The following is a 24,582-nucleotide window of genomic DNA, read 5'->3' on the forward strand; positions in this document are numbered from 1 at the left end:
ATATGTGTGGAATTGTTGGCGCTACAAGTGTAAGCGAAGTATTACCAATTTTATTAAAAGGGTTAGAAAAGCTAGAGTATCGTGGCTATGATTCAGCTGGTGTCTATGTCAATTACAGTGAATCAAAAGATTATCTTATCAAGGCAAAGGGACGTGTATCTGCATTAGAAGAAGAGACCAGTAAAGTAGAGATTCATGGTACATCAGGTATTGCACATACACGATGGGCAACACATGGTGGTGTTACTGTTGAAAATGCGCATCCCCATAAAAGTGAAGATGGCCGTTTCTATCTTGTGCACAACGGCGTCATTGAAAATTATGAAGCACTACGTGACACATACTTACAAGGTGTTACATTACAATCTCAGACTGATACTGAAGTTGCCGTGCAATTAATCGACAAATTTGCCAAGGACAACCAACTAAATGCACTTGAAGCTTTGCGTATGATGATTAGCAAATTAGATGGCAATTCGGCTTATGGCTTTTTGCTAATGGATCGTCAAGAACCTGGTATTATGTATGCTGCAAAACGTAAAAGTCCATTACTCATCGGTGTTTCAGAGGGGACAAATGTTGTCACTAGTGATGCAACTGCTGTTTTGGATATTACCCATGACTTCATTGAATTAATTGATGGTGAAGTTGCTATTGTATCTAAAGATAAAGTTACATTGTTAAATGAAGCTGGTGAAACCATTGTGCGTGCACCATATCATTTAGATATTGATGAATCTGCAACGGATAAAGGCGTTTATCCTTACTATATGCTAAAAGAAATTGATGAACAGGCCATTGTAGCGCATACATTGGCCCAACATTATTTCGATGAAGCTGGACAGATTATTAATATTGATGCCGATATTATTAGTCAAATCAAACGGGCGGATCGTTTGTACATTGTAGCAGCTGGTACTTCATATCATGCGGGTTTGGTTGGTAAGCGTTATTTTGAACAGTGGACACATACACCAACAGAAGTACATATTGCTTCTGAATTTGCTTATGATCAGCCATTACTTAGCGAGAATCCGTTCTTTATCTTCTTGAGTCAATCTGGAGAAACAGCCGATTCACGTGAGGTATTACAAAATATTAAGGCGCAACAATTCCCTACATTAACGATTGCTAATGTTATGAACTCAACGTTAACACGTGAAGCAGACTTTGCTTTACCGTTGTTGGCTGGTCCTGAAATTGCAGTAGCTTCAACTAAAGCTTATACTGCGCAAATTATTGTACAAGTCATTTTGGCACATGCCGTTGAAAATTCTGGTTTAGATTTGAAAGAAGAGTTAGCTAAACTTGCCATTGATATGCAAACAATTATTGATGATAAGGAAATTTTCAAGACAATTGCTGAAGAAGCATTAGATGGCCAACGTTCAGCATTCTATATTGGCCGTGGATTGGATGCTGCCGTTGCAATGGAAGCTGCATTAAAGTTAAAAGAGATTTCTTATGTGCAAACAGAAGGTTTCGCTGCTGGTGAGTTGAAACACGGTACAATTTCACTAATTGAAGATGCAACACCGGTATTTGGTCTGATTACGCAAAGTAAAACGGCTGGACTAGTACGTGGTAATATCGAAGAAACTAAGGCACGTGGCGCTAACGCTATTGTTTTGGCAACGCAAAGCTTGTCTAGACCAGGTGACGATTATGTACTACCTGATGTAAACGAATTATTGGCACCGGTATTGAGTGTGATACCTGCGCAGCTGATTGCTTATTATTCTACTTTGGCACGCGGCTTGGATGTTGATCGTCCAAGAAATTTGGCCAAATCAGTAACAGTGCAATAAACATTAAGTTAGAAAATGTAATAGGAGTGTGGTCTCTTATTACATTTTTTTGTTGTTCATCTGTTTATTTGGTAAAATAGATTAGATAATTGTGTAAAAATGGCCATTAAGGAGGAAAGCGTTTTGGCGCTTTTTAATTCAAATAGTGATACGGACAGTGTCGCGCTCAAAATTCCCAATCACATTGCTGTCATTATGGATGGTAATGGTAGATGGGCGAAAAAACGCTTTATGCCCCGTGTTGCAGGGCATAAAGCAGGTATGAATACAGTAAAACGTATTGCAATTGCTGCACAAAAATTAGGTGTTAAAGTTTTAACGCTTTACGCTTTTTCAACTGAGAATTGGTTACGTCCAACGGATGAAGTCAGCTTTTTAATGCAGCTGCCTATTGATTTTTTTAATGATTTTGTTCCTGATTTGGTAAAGAATGATGTCCGTGTTGAAGTAATGGGAGACATAGATGCTCTACCAAGTAATACACAAAAAGCAGTACGTCGGGCGATTACATTAACGCGCGAGTGCCAATCGATGGTTTTGAACTTTGCTTTAAATTATGGTGGTCAACAAGAGATTGTTAATGCGACCAGACAAATTGCAACTTTAGTTCAAAGCGGGCAATTAGCAGTTGAGGACATTGATAAGCAGGCGATTGAATCAGTGTTAGCGACACATCAATTGGGAGAATATGCAATGCCTGATTTGATGATTCGAACATCTGGTGAATTACGTACAAGTAATTTTATGCCTTATCAGTTAGCGTATTCTGAATTATATTTTACTGATAAGTTTTGGCCAGATTTTACTGATGATGATTTAAAAACAGCGGTTTTGGCTTATACCAAACGCGATCGTCGATTTGGTGGCTTGAAAAAATAATAGAGACAGAGGGCAGTATGAAATGAAAGTTCGCGTGATTACAGCGATTGTAGCGTTGATTATATTTATTCCAATTTTATTATTGGGTGGTAATACATTACTTATCTTAAGTTTATTGTTAGGTATTGTTGGTATTAGTGAATTTTTACGGATGAAGCATCGTTTTTTTGTTTCCACAGAAGCATGGATTAGTTTTTTAGGTGTTATTGTCTTGATTTTACCGCGTAATTTCTGGCACCATATTCCGTTAATTCAAAGTTCTCATATTGTTTTTTATTTCTTGGCTTTTTTGCTTTTATTACACACAGTCTTTAGTCGAAATCGTTTTAATTTTGATGATGCTGGCGCGCTAGCATTAGCTACCTTATACGTTGGCACGGGCTTTCATTACTTCGTACAAGCACGCGCCGTCGGCTTGGCTGTTATTATGTTTGGCTTGCTGATTGTTTGGCTAACCGATTCTGGCGCCTATATGGTCGGTCGTGCCATTGGGAAACATAAATTAGCGCCCAAAATCAGTCCCAATAAAACATGGGAAGGGTCAATTGGTGGCAGTATTGTTGCTGTTATTGTTGTCTCTGGATTATTTACTATTTTTAATTGGTTACCACAATATCACTTCTTTGAATTGTTAGTATTGGCTTTGTTGTTATCAATTGCTGGACAAATGGGTGACTTAATTGAATCAGGTTTTAAACGTCATTATGGTGTCAAAGATTCTGGTAATATTTTACCAGGCCATGGTGGTATTTTGGACCGATTCGATTCAATGTTAGTTGTCATGCCCTTGATGGCAATTTTAGGTATGCTAAGCTAATGATATGATATTTTTAAATCACTATGATAAGGAGAAAAAATGACCTCTATCATTGCCTTTATTTTTGTTTTTGGTGTCTTGGTCACTGTTCATGAATTTGGACATTTTATTGCAGCCAAACGAGCTGGCGTGCTTGTTCGAGAATTTTCCATTGGTATGGGACCCAAAATCTTACGTTTTAATCGGCATCACACAGCCTATACAATACGTATCCTACCAGTTGGTGGATATGTACGTATGGCTGGCATGGACGAGGAAGCGGATTTAGAGCCTGGACAACGTGTACGTTTATTAACTAATGAGAATAATGTTGTCACACAAATTGACACGCAGGTCGACGTAGCGGGACAAGGAATTGCCTTTAATGTTGACCATGCTGATTTGGTTGATGATTTGGTACTTGTTGGTTACTTAGAAAATGATGATGCCATGCATCGTATGCGCGTCGATCGTGAAGCAACAATCATTGAAAAAGATGGTACAACACTTCAAGTTGCACCAAGAGAGACATGGTTTCAAAGTGCTAAAGTTTGGAAAAGAATGGTCATTAATATTGCCGGTCCTTTGATGAATTTTATTTTAGCGCTTATCGTTTTTTCGGGATTGGGCTTTACGTTACCGGCAGTTAATTTAAATGAACCGATTGTTGGTCATGTACAAGATAATATGCCAGCTAAAAGCGCTGGCCTCAAAACAGGTGATCGGATTACTGCGATTAATGACACGAAGATTAATGAGTGGGCTGATATTGCGAATGCGATTTCGACGAACCAAGGTGAAACAGTTAATGTCAAAGTATCAAGACAAGAGCAGCAACGAAATTTTAAATTAACACCTAAAACCATTTCTGAAAATGGACAAGAGACACATTTGCTTGGTATTGAAATCCAAATGCACAAGGATTTTAATTCACGATTGAAATATGGTTTTGTTCAGACGCTTGATACAACAAAAAGGGTGTTATATGCTTTATCACATTTGTTTGTTGGTGGCTTTAGCTTAGATAAATTGGGCGGCCCAGTGTCAATTGCTAAAGCAACTTCTAGCGTTGCTCAAACAGGATTTATCAATATTTTAGGGTTTATGGCATTGTTATCTATTAATTTGGGCATCATGAATTTACTTCCAATTCCTGCACTGGATGGTGGTAAAATCATATTGAATTTATTAGAGTTAATAAGGCGTAAGCCACTACCAGCATCGTTTGAAACGGGCGTAACGATTGTTGGTGCTATCTTTATGGTTTTGCTAATGCTCGCCGTGACGGTTAATGATATTTTACGCTAAGTTATTGTATGTAGAGATGAGTTCAAATAGAAAGAGAAAACAATGAAACAGTCAAAATTATTAATGCCAACTTTAAGGGAAGTACCGGCTGATGCTGAAGTGCGCAGTCATGCATTACTTTTAAAGGCGGGATATATCCGTCCAGTTGCAGCAGGTATGTTTTCATATCTACCATTAGCACAACGTGTTTTAAATAAAATTGAAGCCATTGTTCGCGAAGAAATGGCTAAAATTGATGCTAACGAAATGAGCGTACCAGAAATTTTACCCGCTGAATTATGGCAAGAATCTGGCCGCTATGCGACATATGGTCCAGCGCTTTATAAATTTAAAAATCGTCAAAATCGTGATTTTATATTAGGGCCAACGCACGAAGAAACCTTTACACAACTTATGCGTGATGACATAAAGTCATACAAGAAGTTGCCGTTGTTGGTTTATCAAATTCAAGCAAAGTTCCGTGATGAAAATCGACCACGTTTTGGTCTCTTGCGTACGCGCGAATTTATTATGAAGGATGCTTATTCATTTAGTGCCGATCAAGAAGGACTGGACGATGCTTATCGCGCTATGGAACAAGCTTATACGAATATTTTTGATCGTGTTGGCTTGACATATCGTGCAATTGTTGGTGATGCCGGTGCCATGGGTGGTTCTGATTCAAAAGAATTTTCAGCACCAGCTGATGCTGGTGAAGACATTATCGCTTATTCCGATGCTACTGACTATGCAGCAAATTTGGAAATGGCCAAAGACTTTTATGAGCGTCAAACTAGTGACGAGGCACCATTAGACTTAGTGACATTAGAGACACCAAATGTTAAATCAATTGAAGAATTGGCTGAATTTATTGATCAACCAGCAACTGAATTGGTAAAAACGATGTTATTTATGGCAGATGAGAATCAGCCAGTAGCAGTAGTGGTTCGTGGTGACTTTGAAGTTAACGATGTGAAGGTGCAAAATTTCTTAAAGGCAGATAGCCTTGAATTGGCGACCGACGAACAAGCAGCAGCAGTACTAGGTGCGCATTTTGGCTCATTGGGTCCGGTTGGCTTGCCAGAAAATGTTCGCTTGCTAGTGGATGAACGTGCAGCAGATATGGCAAACTTTACAGCTGGTGCTAATCATGATGATCAGCATCTGTCACATATTAATTGGCAACGTGATGTGACTTTACCTGAAGAGAATGTTGGCGACTTCCGTGTAGCGCGTGAAGGTGATCTATCGGTTGATGGCAAAGGTAAACTTGTTTTCACCAAGGGTATTGAAATTGGACATATTTTCAAGTTGGGCACACGATATTCTGAAGCTCTGGGTGCACAAGTATTGGATAAAAATGGCCGCCAAACAGATATGATCATGGGGTCTTATGGTATTGGTATTTCTCGTTTGCTAAGTGCTATTAGCGAACAGAAAGCTGATGAAGATGGTCTTGTGTGGCCAACAAGTGTTGCCCCATTTGATGTTCACATTGTGCCTATTAATTTGAAGGATACTGAGCAAGCACGTGTAACGCGTCAATTAGAATCGGAATTTCTAGCACAAGGGTTAGAAGTGCTTGTAGATGATCGTAAAGAACGTGCAGGTGTTAAGTTCGCGGATGCTGATTTAATTGGGTTGCCTATCCGTATAACAGTTGGTAAAAAGGCAGAAGAAGATATTGTTGAAGTCAAAGTTCGCGCAAGTAACACGAATATTGAAATGCGTGTGAGCGAAGTTGTAGACTCCGTAGCAGTGTTACTTCATGATGAAAATTAATATTATTTTCTGGTAAAATGATATTAACCACTAAAAGTCGGTTCGTTTGGATACGGCTTTTTTGTTTGAAAGTATTTGAGGGCGACAATGTCATTAACACAACAAGAACAACTTAATCAGTTAATACAACAAATTGATTTACCTGAGGAAATACGACCAGATTTTCAAGAAGGATATATTGAACGGGTCGATGTATCACCAGTAAACAAGACCTGGTCTTTTGTAATACATCTGACAACATTTTTACCTGCTAATACATTTTTACAATTTGAACAATATCTTAAACAGAGTTTTACTCAAATTGCACAGGTACATATTCAAATTGAAACTGTATCAGAGACAATAGCTGAGCATGATATAACAGACTATTGGCACATTGCTTTGGACAAGATGGGTGTGAGTCATGCAATTGCTCATCAATTAACCAATAATACTTTGTTAAAATTAGCGCAACATGATGTCACAATTGGTGTTGGTGCGACAATTTTATATCAGAATTTAACACATGATTTACTGCATAATCTGACTAATATTTATCAGGAATTTGGTTTCCCGCAGCTTAATTTTACGGCAACACTCGATGAAGCGTTGGCCGCACAGATCCATGATAGCGTTGCCCAACATCACGAAAAAGTACAACAGGATGTTCAAAAGGCGATTGAAGCCAATAAACAATCTAAACCAAAAAAGTCCAATGATGGGACAGCTTTAACACTTGGCAAGAAAATTTCTATTGATACGGATATCAAGCAATTAGTAGACATTGTAGATGAAGAAAAGTTAGTTGTGGTTGAAGGCTATATTTTTGCTCAAGAGATTCGTGAGTTGCGTTCTGGTAGAAAGTTGTTAACGATTAAATTAACCGATTATTCGAGTTCAATTTCAGCTAAGAAATTTTCTAATAACGAAAATGATGAAGCAGTATTTGAAAATATTCAAAAAGGAATGTGGGTACGTCTGAGAGGAAACATTCAAGAAGATCAATATCAACGCGAGCTTGCCTTGAACATTTATGATTTGCAAGTTGTTGATCATCAAGAACGTCAAGAGCCTTATGATGGAGAAACGAAGCGAGTTGAGTTGCATGTGCATTCTAATATGTCAGCGATGGATGCAGTAACGGATTATGCAAAGGTAGCTCAACTTGCTAAAAGCTGGGGAGATACAGCTTTGGCGATTACGGATACTGGTAACGTACAAGGATTTCCTGAGGCGGTAGCGGCTGGTAAGAAAACCGGTATGAAAATGATTTACGGTATGGAGGCTAACTTAGTAGAAGATGGTGAACCAATTGCCTTTAATTTAGCGCCAGTTTCGTTATTAGATGCGGACACTATTTATGTTGCGTTTGATTTAGAAACAACCGGTTTATCAGCAGTTAGTGATCATATTATTGAATTATCAGCAGTTAAAATGCAACTCGGTAACGTTATTGATAAGTTCTCAGAATATATTAATCCTGGTTTTCCGTTGAGTGAATTCACCATTAATCTGACTTCCATAACGGATACAATGGTAGCCAATGCAGATCCTGAGGAAACAACACTGAATCGCTTTCGAGAATGGTGTGGCGATGCAATTCTAGTCGGGCATAACGTAACTTTTGATGTTGGTTTTATGAATGCAGGTTATGCCCGCTATCACCAAGAACCACTCGCTAATCCAGTCATTGATACACTGCCACTAACGCGTTGGTTATACCCCGATTATAGAAGTTATCGTTTGGGGACCATTGCTAAAAAGTTTAATATCAACTTGGAGCAAGCGCACCGAGCAATATTTGATTCGGAAACAACAGGACACATTGCTTGGCGTGAAATAAAAGAAGTCAAAGAACGTTTTGATATCCAATCTCATGATCAACTGAATGACCATATGACTGATGGTCATGCTTGGAAACACGGCCGACCGGTACATGCAACGTTACTTGTTCAAAATGAAACTGGTTTAAAGAATCTATACAAACTCGTTTCTCGATCTAACGTTGAATTTTTTAATCGGGTGCCAAGAATTCCAAGATCTATTTTAAATCAGTATCGTGACGGTTTAATTGTTGGATCTGGTGATACGGGTGGTGAAGTTATTGTCACTTTAATTGAAAAAGGACGAGCTGAAGCAGAAAAAAAGGCACAGTATTATGATTATTTAGAAATACAGCCAACTGCTAACTATGCACCAATGCTGGAGAGTCAATTAATTGCTTCTCCAGAAGCCTTGCAAAGTATTTTGAAGGATATGATTAGTCTCGGTCATGATTTAGATAAGCCGGTTGTTGTAACTGGCGATGTTAAATATACCAATCCTGAAGATAAAATTTATCGTCAGATATTATTAGCAACGCAACCAGGAAATCCACAAAATCGAACAGAGTTACCCGATAATTACTTTAAAACAACGCAAGAATTATTAGACGACTTTAGTTTTCTTGGTGAAGCTTTAGCACGCGAAGTCGTCATTGATAATACGCATGTGATTGCAAATCGATTAGAAGCTATCATGCCATTAAAAGATGGTTCTTATCCGCCTAATATTCCAGGTGCCGATGAAGAGTTGAGGCAGATGACGTTGCAAACAGCAAAAGAATGGTATGGCGAACCAATTCCAGAATTGATACAGGCTAGAATTGATAAAGAGTTGAAGGCGATTATTGGTAATGGCTTTGCACCGCACTATATTATTTCGCAGCGTTTAGTGTCTAAGTCTAACAAAGACGGCTATTTGGTAGGCTCACGAGGTTCAGTGGGTTCGTCATTTGTTGCGACAATGGTTGGTATCACTGAAGTAAATCCTTTACCACCACATTATCGCTCTGTACATGGTGATTATCTTGAATTTGTTGATCCAAAAGAATATGAATCAGGTTATGATTTACCAGAAAAAGAGGATCCTAATCATTCAGGCGAATTTTTAATTGGGGATGGCCAAAATATCCCTTTCGAAACGTTTATGGGATTTACCGGAAACAAAGTGCCAGATATTGATTTGAATTTTTCGGGTGACTATCAACCATTAGCGCATAATTATATGAAAGTATTATTTGGTGAGCATAATGTTTATCGTGCCGGAACGATTGCGACAGTTGCTGAAAAGACAGCTTTTGGATACGTTAAAGGTTATGAACGCGATCATGAAGTAAACTATCGTGGGACTGAAGAAGAGCGTTTGGCTGCAGGGGTGACCGGAATTAAGCGAACCACTGGACAACATCCGGGTGGAATCTTAATTGTTCCCAGAGAATATGAAATTTATGATTTTACACCAGTCCAATATCCAGCTGATGATCAAAAGTCATTATGGCAAACAACTCACATGGATTATCATTCTATTCATGATAATTTATTAAAAATGGATATTTTGGGACATGATGATCCGACAATGATTCGAACATTAAAAGATATGACGGGTATTGATCCTAAAACGATACCAGCTAGTGATCCTGGCGTGATGAGCTTATTTACGTCAACAGAAGCATTAGGCGTGACACCAGAGCAAATATTTTCCAAAACCGGTACCTTGGGTCTACCAGAATTTGGTACTAATTTTGTTCGGGGCATGTTAGAGGAAACACAACCACATAGTTATTCAGAGTTGCTTCAAATTTCAGGATTATCTCATGGAACCGATGTGTGGTTGGGGAATGCTAATGAACTGATTCATAATGGTACAGCCACAATTGGTACAGTGATTGGAACGCGTGATAAAATCATGACGGATTTAATTAACTGGGGTATTGAATCAGCTGATGCCTTCAATATTATGGAAAAGGTGCGTAAAGGAAAAGGCATTACAGATGAATATCAAAAGGTATTGCGTGACGGTGGCATTCCGGAATGGTATATTCAATCTATGCTCAAAATTAAATATATGTTTCCACGTGCGCACGCGGCAGCCTATGTTTTGATGGCCTTGAGAATTGCTTATTTCAAAGTATATATGCCAACAATTTATTACGCAGCTTACTTCTCAGTGCGTGCTTCGATGTTTGATATTGAGGCAATGAGCCGTGGAAAGGAAACTACTAAGGCAGCATTGCAAAAGATTAAGTCATTAGGTAATGAAGGAACGGCTAAAGATAAAGAGACACAAACCGTACTTGAAATGGCGAATGAAGCGTTAGAACGTGGTATTATTTTTGATATGGTTGACTTAGAACGTTCACAGGCAACAGAATGGATTATTGATGGCAATCACTTGGTTGCACCGTTTAATGCAATTCCGGGCTTGGGCGATAACGTTGCTAATCAAATTGTTGCTGCTCGTGCTGAGAAACCGTTTTTGAGTAAGGAAGATTTAAAGAAGCGTGGTAAAGTATCTCAAACAATCATTGAATTCCTAACACAAAATAGTGCGCTAGATGGTATGCCAGATGAAAATCAATTGAGCCTATTTGACTTCTAAATGTATTGAATCGCATTGGAAATGAGGACATTAAGTTATGAAACATGAATGGCATCAACGTGTTGCACATTATATTGAGTATGTACTTAACGTTGCAATTTTAATTATTGGTATTATTATCTTCGGGTTTTTAATTAGAGAAATCATCAGTTTAGCACAACTCCTCACTGTTGCAAACATCAGAACGCACTTTACTGAAATTACAGAAGTAACCCTAGCTGTTTTTTTGTTTTTTGAGTTTATGAGTTTGGTACGTGAATATTTTGTTAAAGATGCCCATATTTCTATGGAAAGTTTTCTTTATATTGGTGTCACAGCACTTATCCGTGCGATTTTGGTTTATCATGATCAGACAAATAAAACATTATTATTAGCGATTGCTATTTTCTTCTTAGTTATGGCATTAACATTTTACCGTTATTTCAGATCATTGATAAAAACTAAATCAAATTAATCTCATCTTATTTGATTTTTATTTATTACTTTTAATAAGTTAACCACCAGCAAATGCAATAGCTGGTGGCTTTTTAGTATGTTTTTAATTAAATAACTGCAAAATATACTCATTAAATTAATTTTTTGCCATTTTATTCACAACGTTTTAAAAGGTAGTACACGTATAAATGTGGTAATCTGAATTTAAAGTTAATTTTTATATAGGAGATAAAATGTATGACAGAATATGTCTCTGAATACATTGTTGAATCAATATGATGAAAATAGCAATTGCTGGTTTTGGTGCGCTAGGTTCCCGTGTAGGTATTAAATTGCAAAAAGCTGGTCATGAAGTGACTGGTATCGATGGATGGCCTGCACATATTGCTGCGATTAATACAAAGGGATTGAAAGTAGTCAATGATGCTGGCGAGTCAAAACGGTATTTCATGCCGGTCGTAACGCCCAAAGAGATTCATGGTACGTTTGACCTAATTATTTTACTCACTAAAACACCACAATTAAATCAAATGCTAACTGATATTGCCCATATCATTACGCCACAAACGAAGTTGTTAGTATTATCTAATGGATTAGGAAATATTGAAGTTATACAAAAACACGTTGATCGGGAACAGATATATGCCGGTGTAACTTTGTGGACTTCTAGTCTAGCAGCGCCAGGAGAAATTCATGTAACAGGTACTGGGTCAATTCGCTTACAGGCTATCGGTGGTGGAGATGCGGAAGATATTATCACCGCTTTAAATCAAGGAGAGCTTAATGCTGAATTATCTCGGGATGTGATGACTGATATTTGGCGAAAAGCCGGTATTAATGCCGTTTTGAATCCATTGTCTGTATTGTTAGATGCCAGCATTGCTGAATTTGGTACAGCTGGAAACCAAATGGAATTATCATTGGGCATCCTAAATGAGATTAAAGCTGTAGGAGAAGCAGTCGGCATTCGTGTCGATGTACAAGATATTATGGATACATTGGCTGAGCTCCTAAAACCAGAAGTTGCTGGTGCACACTATCCGTCAATGTATCAAGATATACAGGGTGCTAAGCGAACAGAAATTGATTTTCTAAATGGCTACTTTGCCAAATTGGGTGCGCAACATCAAATTTCAATGCCAATTAATAGCTTAATAACGCAATTAATTCATGCAAAAGAAGATATTGTTCGTGTAAAGCAAGCTAAAACGCAAGAAACTTTTGAGTTATAAGTTTGCGTCAGCGCTTTAAAAATGGTATCATACTTTAAAATAAATAGAACCTTTAATTGGGTCCAGAGAGGCCTGCAAGGAAACGATATAATTGAAGTCGGGGATAGTGTATTCTCCGTACCTATTTTTACGGAACCGAGCAGGCTGTGAGCTGCTCGGTTTTTTGTATAAAGAAGGTATATATGCATAACTTATTGAATATAAATTCATTATCATCTGATATCGTGTTAGGATTAATTCAGCGGTCATTAGCATTGAAGCGTGGTGCGCAACCACATGCTAAGTCATTGACTGTTGCCAATTTATTTTTTGAAAATTCAACCCGAACACATAGTAGTTTTCAAATGGCAGAGTTGAAACTTGGGTGGCAAAATATATTTGTTAATCCACAAACGAGTTCAATGACCAAAGGTGAAAGTTTATTAGATACTTTAAAGACCCTGAAAGCCATTGGTGTGGATGTGGCAGTTGTTCGTCACTCTCAAAATGCTTGGTACACAACGGCATTACAAAATAGTGGGCAACCAACACCATATCTTGTCAATGCGGGTGATGGTAGTGGTCAACATCCGTCACAAAGTCTGTTGGATCTTGTTACAATTTATGAACAGTTTGGTCACTTTGACGGGTTAAATATTCGAATTGTTGGTGACTTAGCGCACTCACGAGTAGCCAGATCTAATGCTGAAATATTAAACCAATTGGGTGCTAATTTAACATTTAGTGGACCAGAATATTGGTATCATGATGATTTTAATCAATATGGTCAATTTGTTGCTATTGATGACATGTGGGAATCGTTAGATGTTGCAATGTTTTTACGAGTACAACACGAACGCATCACACAAGTTGAAAACCAAAACTTTTCAACAGCACAATACCATCAGGCATACGGGTTAACACATCAACGATATGATGCATTAAAGTCTGACGCCATTATCCTGCATCCAGCGCCGGTTAATCGTGATGTCGAAATCGCTGATGACTTAGTAGAAGCACCCAAGTCTAAAATTTTTGAACAGATGAAGAATGGGGTATTTGCGCGTATGGCTATTTTAGAGTGGGTAGGACAAGACAGCCGCGTTGATCATTCAGCACGTTAGAGCGAATTGAATTTATAGGAGCGAATCATGTTACTCATTAAAAATGCAAAAATTTTATCAGATAATCAACAAACCATTCAACGTGATATTTTAATCCAAGATGGTACGATTAAAGAAATAGGTGACAATCTATCTGATGTACAAGCAGACGTGTTTGATGCACAAGGTCACTTCCTAACACCAGGTCTGGTTGACGTCCACGTCCATTTCCGCGAACCTGGTTTTGAGTACAAAGAGACTATTCAGACAGGAAGTTTAGCAGCAGCTCGGGGTGGTTTCACAACAGTTATGGCAATGCCAAATCTTAATCCCGTTCCTGATGATCAAGCTAAACTAGCGGCCCAAATAGCGCGTAATCAAGAAAATAGTGTAATCCATGTCGAACAGATTGGCGCAATATCAAAGGATTTAACTGACCATACGATTAACGATATTCAAGGTATGACTGAAGCAGGTGCCATTGCATTCTCAAATGATGGCAAAGGTGTCCAAACAGCAGATACAATGTTGCAAGCGATGACTGCAGCAGCCAAAGCAAAACGCCCACTCATTGCACATTTGGAAGATGATACATTGTTACACGGCGGTGTTATGAATGATGGTGAGGTATCGCAACAGTTAGGTCTACCAGGTATTACAGGTCTTGCGGAAAGTTCACAATTAGCGCGAGATTTAGTCATTGCAAAAGTAACTGGCGTGCATTACCATGTGGCACACATTTCTACTAAAGAGAGTGTGGCATTAGTTCGAATGGCTAAGTCTCAGGGTGTCCATGTGACCGCTGAAGTGTCACCGCATCATTTATTATTAAGTGATGATGCGATTCAAAAAGATGATGCATATTTTAAAATGAACCCACCACTACGTGCGCAAGAGGACCGAGAAGCCCTAATTGCTGGCCTAATAGATGGCACAATTGACATGATTGCAACGGATCATGCACCACATGGTACAGAAGAAAAGCAAAAGTCGTTTGCTGTTGCACCATTTGGTATTACAGGTATCGAGACGAGTTTCCAGTTACTATATACACATTTGGTAAAGTCAGGATTACTATCTCTTGGAACACTGATTGATCGGATGTTGATTGCACCAGTTAAAGCTTTCCATTTAGACGCACCAACTCAAATTGCGGTGGGTCAGCGAGCAGATTTGGCCTTATTTGATTTAACACATTTGACAACTATTGCAGTGGACGATTTTCTATCTAAAGGTAAGAATACACCTTTCATTGGCTGGCAAGTTTATGGTGAAACACAGGCAACTTGGGTATCAGGTCAACAAGTATATCAACGTTAAAAATAAAAGGAGTACGCGATATGACAACGAAATATTTAGTTTTAGAAAACGGCTCAGTCTATGAGGGAGAAGGGTTTGGTGCGGACAAAGATGTTATCGCCGAATTAGTCTTCAATACAGGAATGTCGGGTTATCAAGAATCCATTACGGACTTATCATATCGTGGCGAAATGATTGTCTTTACCTATCCACTTATCGGCAATTATGGTGTCAATCGTGATGATTTTGAAAGCTTACGTCCAGCAGCGACAGCGATTGTCACGCATGAAGTTGCGCGACGCCCTAGTAATTGGCGAATGATGATGAGCTTGCCAGAATGGGCTGAACAAACGGGAATGCCTGGTATTACAGGCGTTGACACACGTGCACTCACTAAAGAATTACGTGAATATGGTGTGATGAAAGCAGCTTTGGTGAGCGAAGTTACACAAGACGTCTTGGCAAAGTTAAAAGCTTACGCAACGCCTACTGATTTAGTAGCGCATGCAACAACACAAAGTCAGTATCAAAATCCAACTGATGGCGTATCTGTTGCTTTGATTGATTTTGGCCTAAAGAATTCTATTCTACGCGCGCTAGCAAAACGTGGTGTGAATGTCATGGTATTTCCAGCGGATGTTAGTGCTGAAACAGTTTTAGCAGCACATCCTGATGCGGTCTTATTGTCAAATGGCCCCGGCAATCCGCAAAATGTAGCGTATGCAATTCCAATGATTCAGAAATTACAAGAACAGTTACCACTTATGGGCATTTGCTTAGGACATCAACTATTTGCCTTAGCGAACGGGGCACAGACGTTCAAAATGAAGTTTGGTCATCGTGGGTTTAATCATGCGGTACGTCACATTGGCAAAGCACGTTTGGATTTTACTTCACAAAATCATGGCTATGCTGTTGATCGTGAAAGTCTAGCGGACACGTCATTAACTGTCACACATGAAGAAGTAAATGATGGGACTGTCGAAGGGTTAACATTAAAGAATCATCATGCCTTTTCAGTACAATTTCATCCCGATGCTGCGCCAGGTCCGCATGATGCTGAATACATTTTCGATGACTTTTTGAAGATGATTGCAGAGAGCCAAGCCAAGTAAAACAAAAGAAAGTGAGTGCATACTAGAATGCCTAAACGTAATGACATTAAAAAGATATTAGTAATTGGTTCTGGACCAATTGTGATTGGACAAGCTGCTGAATTTGATTATTCAGGTACTCAAGCTGCACTTTCGTTAAAAGAAGAAGGCTATTATGTGATTTTAGTGAATTCTAATCCAGCGACTATCATGACAGATGCTGAGATTGCAGATAAAGTCTATATTGAACCGTTAAGTTTAGATTTCATGGAACGTATTCTTCGTAAAGAACGCCCTGATGCTATCTTACCAACACTTGGCGGACAAACTGGTTTGAACATGGCTAAAGACTTATCTGAAGCAGGTATCTTAGATGCGTTGGGCATTGAATTACTTGGTACGAAGTTATCTGCTATTGAAGAAGCGGAGGATCGTGAAGAATTCAAAGCATTGATGGAGCGACTCAATGAGCCTATTCCAGAGTCAACGATTGCCACAACTTTAGATGAAGCCTTGGCATTTGCTGATCAGCATGGTTATCCTGTGATTGTCCGACCCGCGTATACGTTGGGTGGTACTGGTGGCGGTATTGCAAAAGATCATGTCCAATTAGTTGAAATTGCAACGAACGGATTAGATTTATCACCGGTTACACAGATTTTGGTTGAACGTTCAATTGCTGGTTATAAAGAAATTGAATTTGAAGTAATGAGAGATTCTAGCGATAATGCGCTTGTTGTTGCTTCTATGGAAAATTTTGATCCCGTGGGTATTCATACCGGAGATTCAATTGTTGTTGCGCCAGTACAGACACTTTCTGACCGTGAATTGCAGATGATGCGTGATGCTGCTTTGAAAATTATTCGTGCGCTGAAAATTGAAGGTGGGGTTAATATTCAGATGGCTTTGGATACCCAAAGCTACAAATACTATATCATTGAGGTTAACCCACGAGTAAGTCGCTCATCAGCCTTGGCCTCAAAAGCAACGGGATATCCGATTGCTAAAATGGCTGCTAAAATTGCAGTTGGCTTAACACTTGATGAAATTGTTAATCCAGTGACAGGCACAACAAAAGCTGAATTTGAACCAGCTTTGGACTATGTTGTGGCTAAAATTCCAAGATGGCCATTTGATAAGTTCACTTCAGCCAATCGTCATTTAGGCACGCAAATGAAGGCTACTGGTGAAGTAATGGCCATTGGTCGTAACTTAGAAGAGGCCATATTAAAAGCAGTGCGGTCATTAGAAATCGATGTCATTGGTTTTGATGATATGACTTATCCTGATTTGTCGACGGATGAACTATTAGATATGCTGATGCCAGCACGTGATGATCGTTTGTTTATGATTGCTGACTTATTACGCCGTGGTGTTACTATTGAAACCATACAAGATAAGACAAAAATTAATGACTTTTTCTTAGATAAAATTGCACATATTATTGAAATTGAAAAAGCGTTAGCTGAACATGTTAATGATCTGCCAACACTAAAATATGCTAAAAAGAATGGCTTTGCTGATGTGACAATTGCAAAATTGTGGCACCAAACAGCTGCAGAAATTCGTGATTTTCGTCAATCCGCTGACTGTTTACCTGTCTACAAAATGGTTGACACAGTTGCGGCTGAATTCGATTCAAAAACACCCTATTACTATGCTACTTATGAACAAGAAAACGAGGCTATTGTGAGCCAACGGCCGTCCGTTTTGGTTTTGGGGTCAGGACCAATTCGTATTGGTCAAGGTGTTGAATTTGATTATGCGACAGTACATTCTGTTAAAGCTATTCAACGTGCCGGATACGAAGCCATTGTGATGAATTCTAACCCCGAAACAGTTTCAACAGACTTCTCAATCTCAGATAAACTATATTTTGAGCCACTAACGTTAGAAGATGTTTTAAACGTTACAGAATTAGAAAAGCCAATCGGTGTTGTTGTTCAATTTGGTGGCCAAACAGCCATTAATTTGGCGGAAGATTTGCAAAATGCAGGCGTTAAAATTTTAGGCACAACGGTTGAAGATTTAAATCGCGCTGAAGATAGAGAAGCCTTTGATCAAGTGATTAAGGACTTGAAATTACCACAACCAGTTGGTAAAACAGCAACAACTGTCGCTGAAGCATTAACATCTGCTGATGAAATTGGTTATCCTGTCTTAATTCGACCAAGTTATGTTTTGGGTGGCCGCGCAATGGAAATTGTTGCTAACGATGATGAGCTAAAAGACTACATGCAGCGTGCAGTTAAAGTATCCAATGATCACCCAGTCTTGATTGATTCATACTTGGAAGGACAAGAAGCTGAAGTAGATGTCTTGAGTGATGGTGAAACTGTTGTTATTCCAGGAATTATGGAACATATTGAACGTGCTGGTGTGCATTCTGGTGATTCGATGAGTGTGTATCCACCACAGTACTTATCACAAAAGGTACAAAATGAAATGGTCAATGCTGCTATTAACTTGGCTAAACGGATGCGCACAATTGGGTTGATGAATGTCCAGTTTGTGATTCATCAAAATACTGCTTATGTTATTGAGGTTAATCCGCGTGCATCACGAACAGTACCATTCATTAGTAAGGTCACACATTTGCCACTAGCGCAATTAGCAACACGTGTGATGTTGGGCGAAAAGTTAACTGATATGGGATTGACAACTGGTTTAGTGCCAGAGAGCGATATGGTTCATGTTAAAGCACCAGTATTCTCATTTACGAAGTTACCAGATGTTGATTCATTGCTTGGCCCAGAAATGAAATCAACCGGTGAAGTAATGGGATCCGATAAGACACTGTCAAAAGCATTGTATAAGGCCTTTGTAGCAGCTAATATTAAAGTACCGAAGTATGGTAATGTATTGTTTACAGTTGCAGATTCAGATAAAGCCGAAGCCCTAGAATTGGCTAAGCGCCTCTATGACCTAGGGTTTGCCTTGTTTGCCACTGCGGGAACTGGCGAGTATTTTGGACAAGAGAATCTAGCTGTTACGGTTTTGGATAAAATAGATGAATCTGATAACAATGCTGTGTCGGCAATTCGTTCACAATCTCTACAAGTTGTCATTAATACGGCTGAAGCTGATGAACGCGTTGCTGCTGACGGGCAATTAATTCGAGATGCAGCCATTGAAAATGCGGTGCCATTATTTACTGCACTAGATACTGTCAAAGCATTTATTGACATTTTGGAAAGCCGTAGTTTTTCAGCTGAGGAAATGTCTTAAAAATTAATGAGTGAGGGTAATGATGGATCATCCAATATTTATTGCATTAGATTTTGCAACTGCGGATTTAGCACGTCAATTTTTAAAAAAATTTGAGCACGTTCAACCTAAGCCAGCTATAAAGATTGGTATGGAATTATTTTATGCGACAGGGCCAGATTTTGTCAGAGAACTACGACAAGCGGGATTTACCATCTTTTTGGATCTAAAATTGTACGATATTCCAAATACGGTTGCACAAGCAGTACGCACAATCACACGTTTAGACGTTCAATACCTTACTTTACATGCAATGGGTGGGGCGAAGATGTTAGAGGCAGCAGTGGCTGCCAAACAGAATTCTGACTTAAAACTATTGGCTGTGACGCAGTTAACTTCTTTAACTGAAGTTGAGATGCAATCAACACAATCAACCACGTTAACCATGACGCAAAGTGTTAAGCATTTGGCAGAGTTAGCTTATCAACAAGGCATTGATGGAACGATTAGTTCAGCTTTAGAAGCGACACCTATTTTACAAGTGACTGCACCGGAATTTTTGCGTATCACGCCAGGTATTCGCCTAGCAGGTGATAGCGCAGACGATCAAAAGCGGATCACGACACCCAGTCAAGCACGTGAATTGGCTGCGAGTGGTTTAGTTATTGGCCGTAGTATTACCAAGGCGCAAGATCCTGTGACAGCTTATATGCGAGCTAAAAAAGAATGGAGTGAATAATGATTGATTATGCACAGCGTGTAGCTAATGATTTATTAACAATTGGGGCTGTTAAATTTTCTCCTCAGGAACCTTTCACATGGGCTTCAGGCATTAAAAGTCCAATTTATACTGATAATCGGATGACGATTGGCTTTCCAGAAGTGCGACGTAACATTGCACAAGGTCTAGCACAACTTATCAGAGAATTGTATCCTGATGTTGAGATTATTGGTGGTGTTGCAACTGCTGGTATTCCTCATGCAGCCTGGGTTGCAGAAGTGATGCAGTTACCTATGATTTATGTGCGAAGTAAGCCTAAAGATCATGGCGCCGGACGTCAAATTGAAGGTGCCAATGTCAATAATCGTCATGTTGTGTTAATTGATGATTTGATTTCAACAGGTGGGTCAGTACTTGGCGCCGTTAAAGCTGTACAAGATGCCGGAGGTATTGTTTCGGGTGTGACGAGTATATTCTCTTATGAATTACCAGCTGGTGAGAAAAATTTTGCAGCAGCTGAAACACAATATGCGTCATTAACAAACTATACACAATTGATGGAATCCGCTATAGCACGTGGTGAGTTAGATAAAAATCAAATTGCTACGTTACAAGATTGGAAAAGAGATCCAGAGACTTGGGATAAAAAATAGAGGAAAGCGCGAAAATTCGCGCTTTTTCTGTTATGCTAGAGAAAGTGAAAAATACGCTGAAATGCGTTATTTTATGGAGGAATAAACCCTAATGATTACAGTCGCAGACATGAGTTTTAGTTTCTCAGGGAAAAAACTTTATTCAGATGTTAATTTGAAATTAACACCTGGCAACACGTACGGCATTATTGGTGCAAACGGTGCTGGTAAATCAACATTTTTAAAATTATTACAAGGTGAATTACAACCAACAGAAGGTACTATCGCTATTGGTGATAATGAACGTATGAGTTCTTTGCAGCAGGATCACTTTGCTTTTGATGAATTTTCTGTGATGGATACTGTGATTCAGGGGCACCAACGTCTATACCAAGTTAAACAAGAGATGGATGCTTTATACGCTAAGCCAGACTTTAATGACGCTGATGGTGCGAAAGTTGCGGAGTTAGGTGCAGAATTTGAAGAGTTGAATGGTTGGAATGCTGAAGTTGAAGCAGGTCAATTATTGAATAAATTGGGTATTGACGACAGCATGCAATACACAATGATGGGCGAATTGACAGAAAATGATAAAGTGAAAGTATTGTTGGCCCAAGCTTTATTTGGTAATCCTGATATTTTGGTTCTTGATGAGCCAACCAATGGATTGGACGTTCAAACGATTAATTGGTTAGAAGATTTCTTGGCTGATTTCCCTAACTTAGTCATTGTTGTTTCTCATGATCGTCACTTCTTGAATGCTGTTTCAACGAACATTTTGGATGTTGATTTTGGCAAAATTACGCCGTTTGTGGGAAACTATGATTTTTGGCGGGAATCTTCAGAATTAGCACAAAGATTACAATCTAACCAAAATGTTAAAAAAGAAGAGCAGATTAAACAATTACAAGAATTTATTGCGCGTTTCTCTGCCAATGCTTCTAAATCTAAACAGGCAACAGCGCGTAAAAAGCAATTAGATAAAATTACATTAGATGATATCAAGCCATCTTCACGTAAATATCCGTATATCAAGTTTGAGATTAATCGTGAACTTGGTAATGATATGTTACGTGTAGAAAATATTTCAAAATCTATTGATGGTGAAAAAGTATTAGATAATGTGTCATTTATTGGACGTCCCGGTGATAAAATTGCTATTCTATCACGCTCAGATTTAGCAACGACAACGTTGATGCAAATTATTGCCGGTGACTTAGAGCCAGATAGTGGTACAGTGACTTGGGGTGTAACAACGTCACGTTCATACATTGCGAAAGATTTGAATGATAATTTTGATAAACAAGATGCAGTCATTTTAGATTGGCTTCGTGATTTTGCAGATGAAGAGCAAAAGGACAACACCAGTTTACGTGGTATGTTAGGTCAGATGTTATTCCGTGGAGACGATGCGTTAAAGACAATTAATGTATTATCTGGTGGTGAAAAGGTACGTATTGTTTTGGCAAAGATGATGTTATTAAAAGCCAATGTTTTGCTAATGGATGATCCAACAAACCATTTGGATTTGGAATCGATTCAATCATTAAACGATGCGGTTGTTGATTTTAAGGGTTCAATCGTCATGACATCGCATGACCATGAATTCTTGGCAACGACAGCTAATCATGTCGTTGAAGTGAGCCATAAAGGTGCAGTTGATCGTATTGATACAACATATGATGATTTCATCAATTCTGAAAGTATTCAAGAAAAAGTAAAAGCATTGTACTAAATAATTGAGCAGCGTAATAGCGTTGCTTTTTTGCTAGATACATATGCAGAGAAGTAAATGAAGAAGGATCAAATAGATGACAGTAGTTGGTATTGACAAAATTGGTTTTTATACACCAGGCTATGTTTTAGACTTAGTCGCATTAGCTAAAGCCAGAGGGGATGAACCAGATAAGTATACAATTGGTATTGGACAGGATTATCAGGCAGTTATACCACCCAATGAAGATATTGTGACAATGGGAGCAAATGCTGCAAAACAAATTATTGATGATCAGGATCGCCAAAAAATTGATATGGTCATTGTAGCAACTGAATCAGGTATTGATAATTCAAAATCAAGTGCAATGTATATTCAACGTCTTTTGGGATTATCCGAATTCTCACGAACAATTGAAATGAAACAGGCATGCTATGCGGGAACGTATGGTCTAATGCAAGCTCGTGATTATGTTACCTTGCATCCAGAAAAGCGGGTATTGGTTATTGCGGCTGATATTGCACGTTATGGTCTAGCTACACCTGGAGAGGTTACCCAAGGTGGCGGGGCAGTTGCGATGATTGTTGCAGCAAATCCTAAAATCTTAAGTATTAATCATGATTCTGTTTATATGAGTCGCGATGTGATGGATTTTTGGCGACCATTAGATCGTAGTGAAGCAATAGTCGATGGACATCTATCAACAGATGTTTATAAAGAAATGTTTATGACATTGTGGCAACGTTATGTACAGCAAAATCACAAAAGTATTGATGAATTATCCGCTTTTGTTTTTCATTTACCTTATACTAAAATGGGTAAAAAAGCTTTATTACAAATTTTGCCACAAGCGACAGAACAACAACAAAGCCTATTAATGAATCATCTACAGGAAAGTCAACGGTTTAGTCGACAAGTGGGTAATTTGTACACTGGTTCAGTTTATTTGAGTTTGTTATCCTTATTGTGTCATGCGAGTGATCTACAATCAGGCGATGATATTGCGGTCTTTAGTTATGGCAGTGGCGCTGAAGCCGAACTTTATAGTGTCACGTTACAATCTAACTTTGAGGAATATGTTCCAAAGACGTTATTGCATGATTTATTAGAAAAACGTCAAGTAGTGTCTGTTGCAACATATGAAGATATATTCAAGCAACAGCTAACGCGTTCACAAATCGACACTACAACAGCTATGCGATCAACAGGTTATAATTTATTGGGTATTCAAGATGGCATGCGCATTTATGAATAAACTAAAAAACGTTTTGAAGAAAATTCAAAACGTTTTTTATTATTAAAGTTAATTGGCATGTTTTTTCATGAAAATTGGTAATGCCATACTAATTTGCGTAGGCAAAGTGACATATTGCGTGATACTTAGTTCATCTGCAATCGCAGAATGCGTATAGACAGCAGCACCAACACAATCAACTAATTTTGCTGAATGGAATTGTGCAACAAAACTGGCAATGATACCAGCTAATGTATCGCCCATACCACCCGTTGCTTGATGCGGTCCACCAATTGTAAGGGACATGACTTGCTGTTGATGATAAATTTGTGTGTGATACTGTTTCAGTACCAAAACGGCATCAGGGAAAAGCTGTTGGAGTGCGCTTTGATTTCTTTCTAGGCTTTGATCATCAATTTTGATTTGACTTAGTCGCTGCCATTCCATTTGATGTGGCGTTAAAATCACATGCGTATTTGGTAAAGGGAAGTGATGTAGTGCAATGAGACTCAGTGCAGAACCGTCAATAATGAGTGTTTGATTTAAAGTGACTGCTGCTAAAGTGTCTTGTAATACATGATATGCGGTGTCATCTTCTCCTAATCCTGACCCGAGTAAGACAACATCGGCATTCTTAATTAATATTTGTAGCTGTGTCGTATCGTGATAATCGGTCACCATGGCTTCTGGGAGATGAGCGTGTAAAGCGGTGAAATTACTAGGATCTGTGGCAACAGTGACTAATCCAGCACCACCATAAACGCTTGCTAGCGCGTTCATTATGACAGCGCCACCATAATTAGGGTTGCCACCAATCACTACGATACGCCCATATGTTCCTTTGTAAGAATGTAGTGGTCGCTTTTTAATGACATTTTCAAGAATTTTATCTGTTAAAATTATCATTTTATTCTCCTAATTGAATCTCTTTCATAACAATTGTAAACCACAAACGCGTATAATAAAAATATTAAGTAAATGC

At 38.7% G+C, this 24,582-nt stretch carries 17 protein-coding genes; 16 read left to right on the plus strand and 1 reads right to left on the minus strand.

The window, feature by feature from the left end; genetic code table 11:
• Window positions 1-2 precede the first annotated feature (2 nt).
• From glmS to C5L23_RS05570, 16 genes are all read left to right on the plus strand, one after another.
• Complete coding sequence (glmS, locus tag C5L23_RS05495; RefSeq protein ID WP_010007701.1) at window positions 3-1,808, plus strand: glutamine--fructose-6-phosphate transaminase (isomerizing); 1,806 nt, start codon at window positions 3-5, stop codon at window positions 1,806-1,808.
• Window positions 1,809-1,907: 99 nt separating this feature from the next.
• Window positions 1,908-2,687: an isoprenyl transferase gene (locus C5L23_RS05500; protein WP_133264409.1), complete on the plus strand. Its 780-nt coding sequence runs from the start codon at window positions 1,908-1,910 to the stop codon at window positions 2,685-2,687.
• 22 nt (window positions 2,688-2,709) lie between these two features.
• Complete coding sequence (locus tag C5L23_RS05505) at window positions 2,710-3,504, plus strand: phosphatidate cytidylyltransferase (protein WP_133264410.1); 795 nt, start codon at window positions 2,710-2,712, stop codon at window positions 3,502-3,504.
• 39 nt (window positions 3,505-3,543) lie between these two features.
• Entirely contained in the window at window positions 3,544-4,791 is a 1,248-nt protein-coding gene (gene rseP / locus C5L23_RS05510) for an RIP metalloprotease RseP (RefSeq protein WP_133264411.1), read from the plus strand.
• Window positions 4,792-4,833: 42 nt separating this feature from the next.
• Complete coding sequence (locus C5L23_RS05515; RefSeq protein WP_010007694.1) at window positions 4,834-6,552, plus strand: proline--tRNA ligase; 1,719 nt, start codon at window positions 4,834-4,836, stop codon at window positions 6,550-6,552.
• 87 nt (window positions 6,553-6,639) lie between these two features.
• Window positions 6,640-10,950: a PolC-type DNA polymerase III gene (locus C5L23_RS05520; protein ID WP_133264412.1), complete on the plus strand. Its 4,311-nt coding sequence runs from the start codon at window positions 6,640-6,642 to the stop codon at window positions 10,948-10,950.
• Between the two features lie 37 nt (window positions 10,951-10,987).
• Entirely contained in the window at window positions 10,988-11,404 is a 417-nt protein-coding gene (locus tag C5L23_RS05525; RefSeq protein WP_133264413.1) for a phosphate-starvation-inducible protein PsiE, read from the plus strand.
• A 259-nt stretch (window positions 11,405-11,663) separates the two neighbouring features.
• Window positions 11,664-12,617, plus strand: coding sequence for a ketopantoate reductase family protein (locus tag C5L23_RS05530; protein WP_010007693.1), 954 nt, complete (start codon window positions 11,664-11,666; stop codon window positions 12,615-12,617).
• Between the two features lie 182 nt (window positions 12,618-12,799).
• Window positions 12,800-13,720 (plus strand): aspartate carbamoyltransferase catalytic subunit, encoded by a 921-nt coding sequence (locus C5L23_RS05535; RefSeq protein WP_010007691.1) that lies wholly within the window; start codon window positions 12,800-12,802, stop codon window positions 13,718-13,720.
• Window positions 13,721-13,747: 27 nt separating this feature from the next.
• On the plus strand, window positions 13,748-15,019 hold the full coding sequence (locus C5L23_RS05540; RefSeq protein WP_010007687.1) for a dihydroorotase: 1,272 nt from the start codon (window positions 13,748-13,750) through the stop codon (window positions 15,017-15,019).
• Window positions 15,020-15,039: 20 nt separating this feature from the next.
• On the plus strand, window positions 15,040-16,113 hold the full coding sequence (gene carA / locus C5L23_RS05545; RefSeq protein ID WP_010007686.1) for a glutamine-hydrolyzing carbamoyl-phosphate synthase small subunit: 1,074 nt from the start codon (window positions 15,040-15,042) through the stop codon (window positions 16,111-16,113).
• Between the two features lie 27 nt (window positions 16,114-16,140).
• A complete protein-coding gene (gene carB / locus C5L23_RS05550) occupies window positions 16,141-19,320 on the plus strand; it encodes a carbamoyl-phosphate synthase large subunit (protein WP_010007685.1) in 3,180 nt (1,059 codons plus the stop codon).
• 22 nt (window positions 19,321-19,342) lie between these two features.
• Window positions 19,343-20,038: an orotidine-5'-phosphate decarboxylase gene (gene pyrF, locus C5L23_RS05555; protein WP_133264496.1), complete on the plus strand. Its 696-nt coding sequence runs from the start codon at window positions 19,343-19,345 to the stop codon at window positions 20,036-20,038.
• Window positions 20,038-20,673, plus strand: a complete 636-nt coding sequence (gene pyrE, locus C5L23_RS05560) for an orotate phosphoribosyltransferase (protein ID WP_010007680.1) — start codon at window positions 20,038-20,040, stop codon at window positions 20,671-20,673. Before pyrF ends, pyrE begins: the two co-directional genes overlap by 1 nt.
• Window positions 20,674-20,764: 91 nt before the next feature.
• Entirely contained in the window at window positions 20,765-22,387 is a 1,623-nt protein-coding gene (locus C5L23_RS05565; protein WP_010007678.1) for an ABC-F family ATP-binding cassette domain-containing protein, read from the plus strand.
• A 76-nt stretch (window positions 22,388-22,463) separates the two neighbouring features.
• Window positions 22,464-23,621, plus strand: a complete 1,158-nt coding sequence (locus tag C5L23_RS05570) for a hydroxymethylglutaryl-CoA synthase (RefSeq protein ID WP_010007676.1) — start codon at window positions 22,464-22,466, stop codon at window positions 23,619-23,621.
• 48 nt (window positions 23,622-23,669) lie between these two features.
• Here the strand turns inward: C5L23_RS05570 and C5L23_RS05575 are convergent, their stop codons facing one another.
• Complete coding sequence (locus C5L23_RS05575) at window positions 23,670-24,506, minus strand: NAD(P)H-hydrate dehydratase (RefSeq protein ID WP_133264414.1); 837 nt, start codon at window positions 24,504-24,506, stop codon at window positions 23,670-23,672.
• Between the last annotated feature and the right edge of the window lie 76 nt (window positions 24,507-24,582).

The organism is Leuconostoc fallax (genome assembly GCF_004354645.1).
Taxonomy (GTDB): Bacteria; Bacillota; Bacilli; order Lactobacillales; family Lactobacillaceae; genus Leuconostoc_B; species Leuconostoc_B fallax.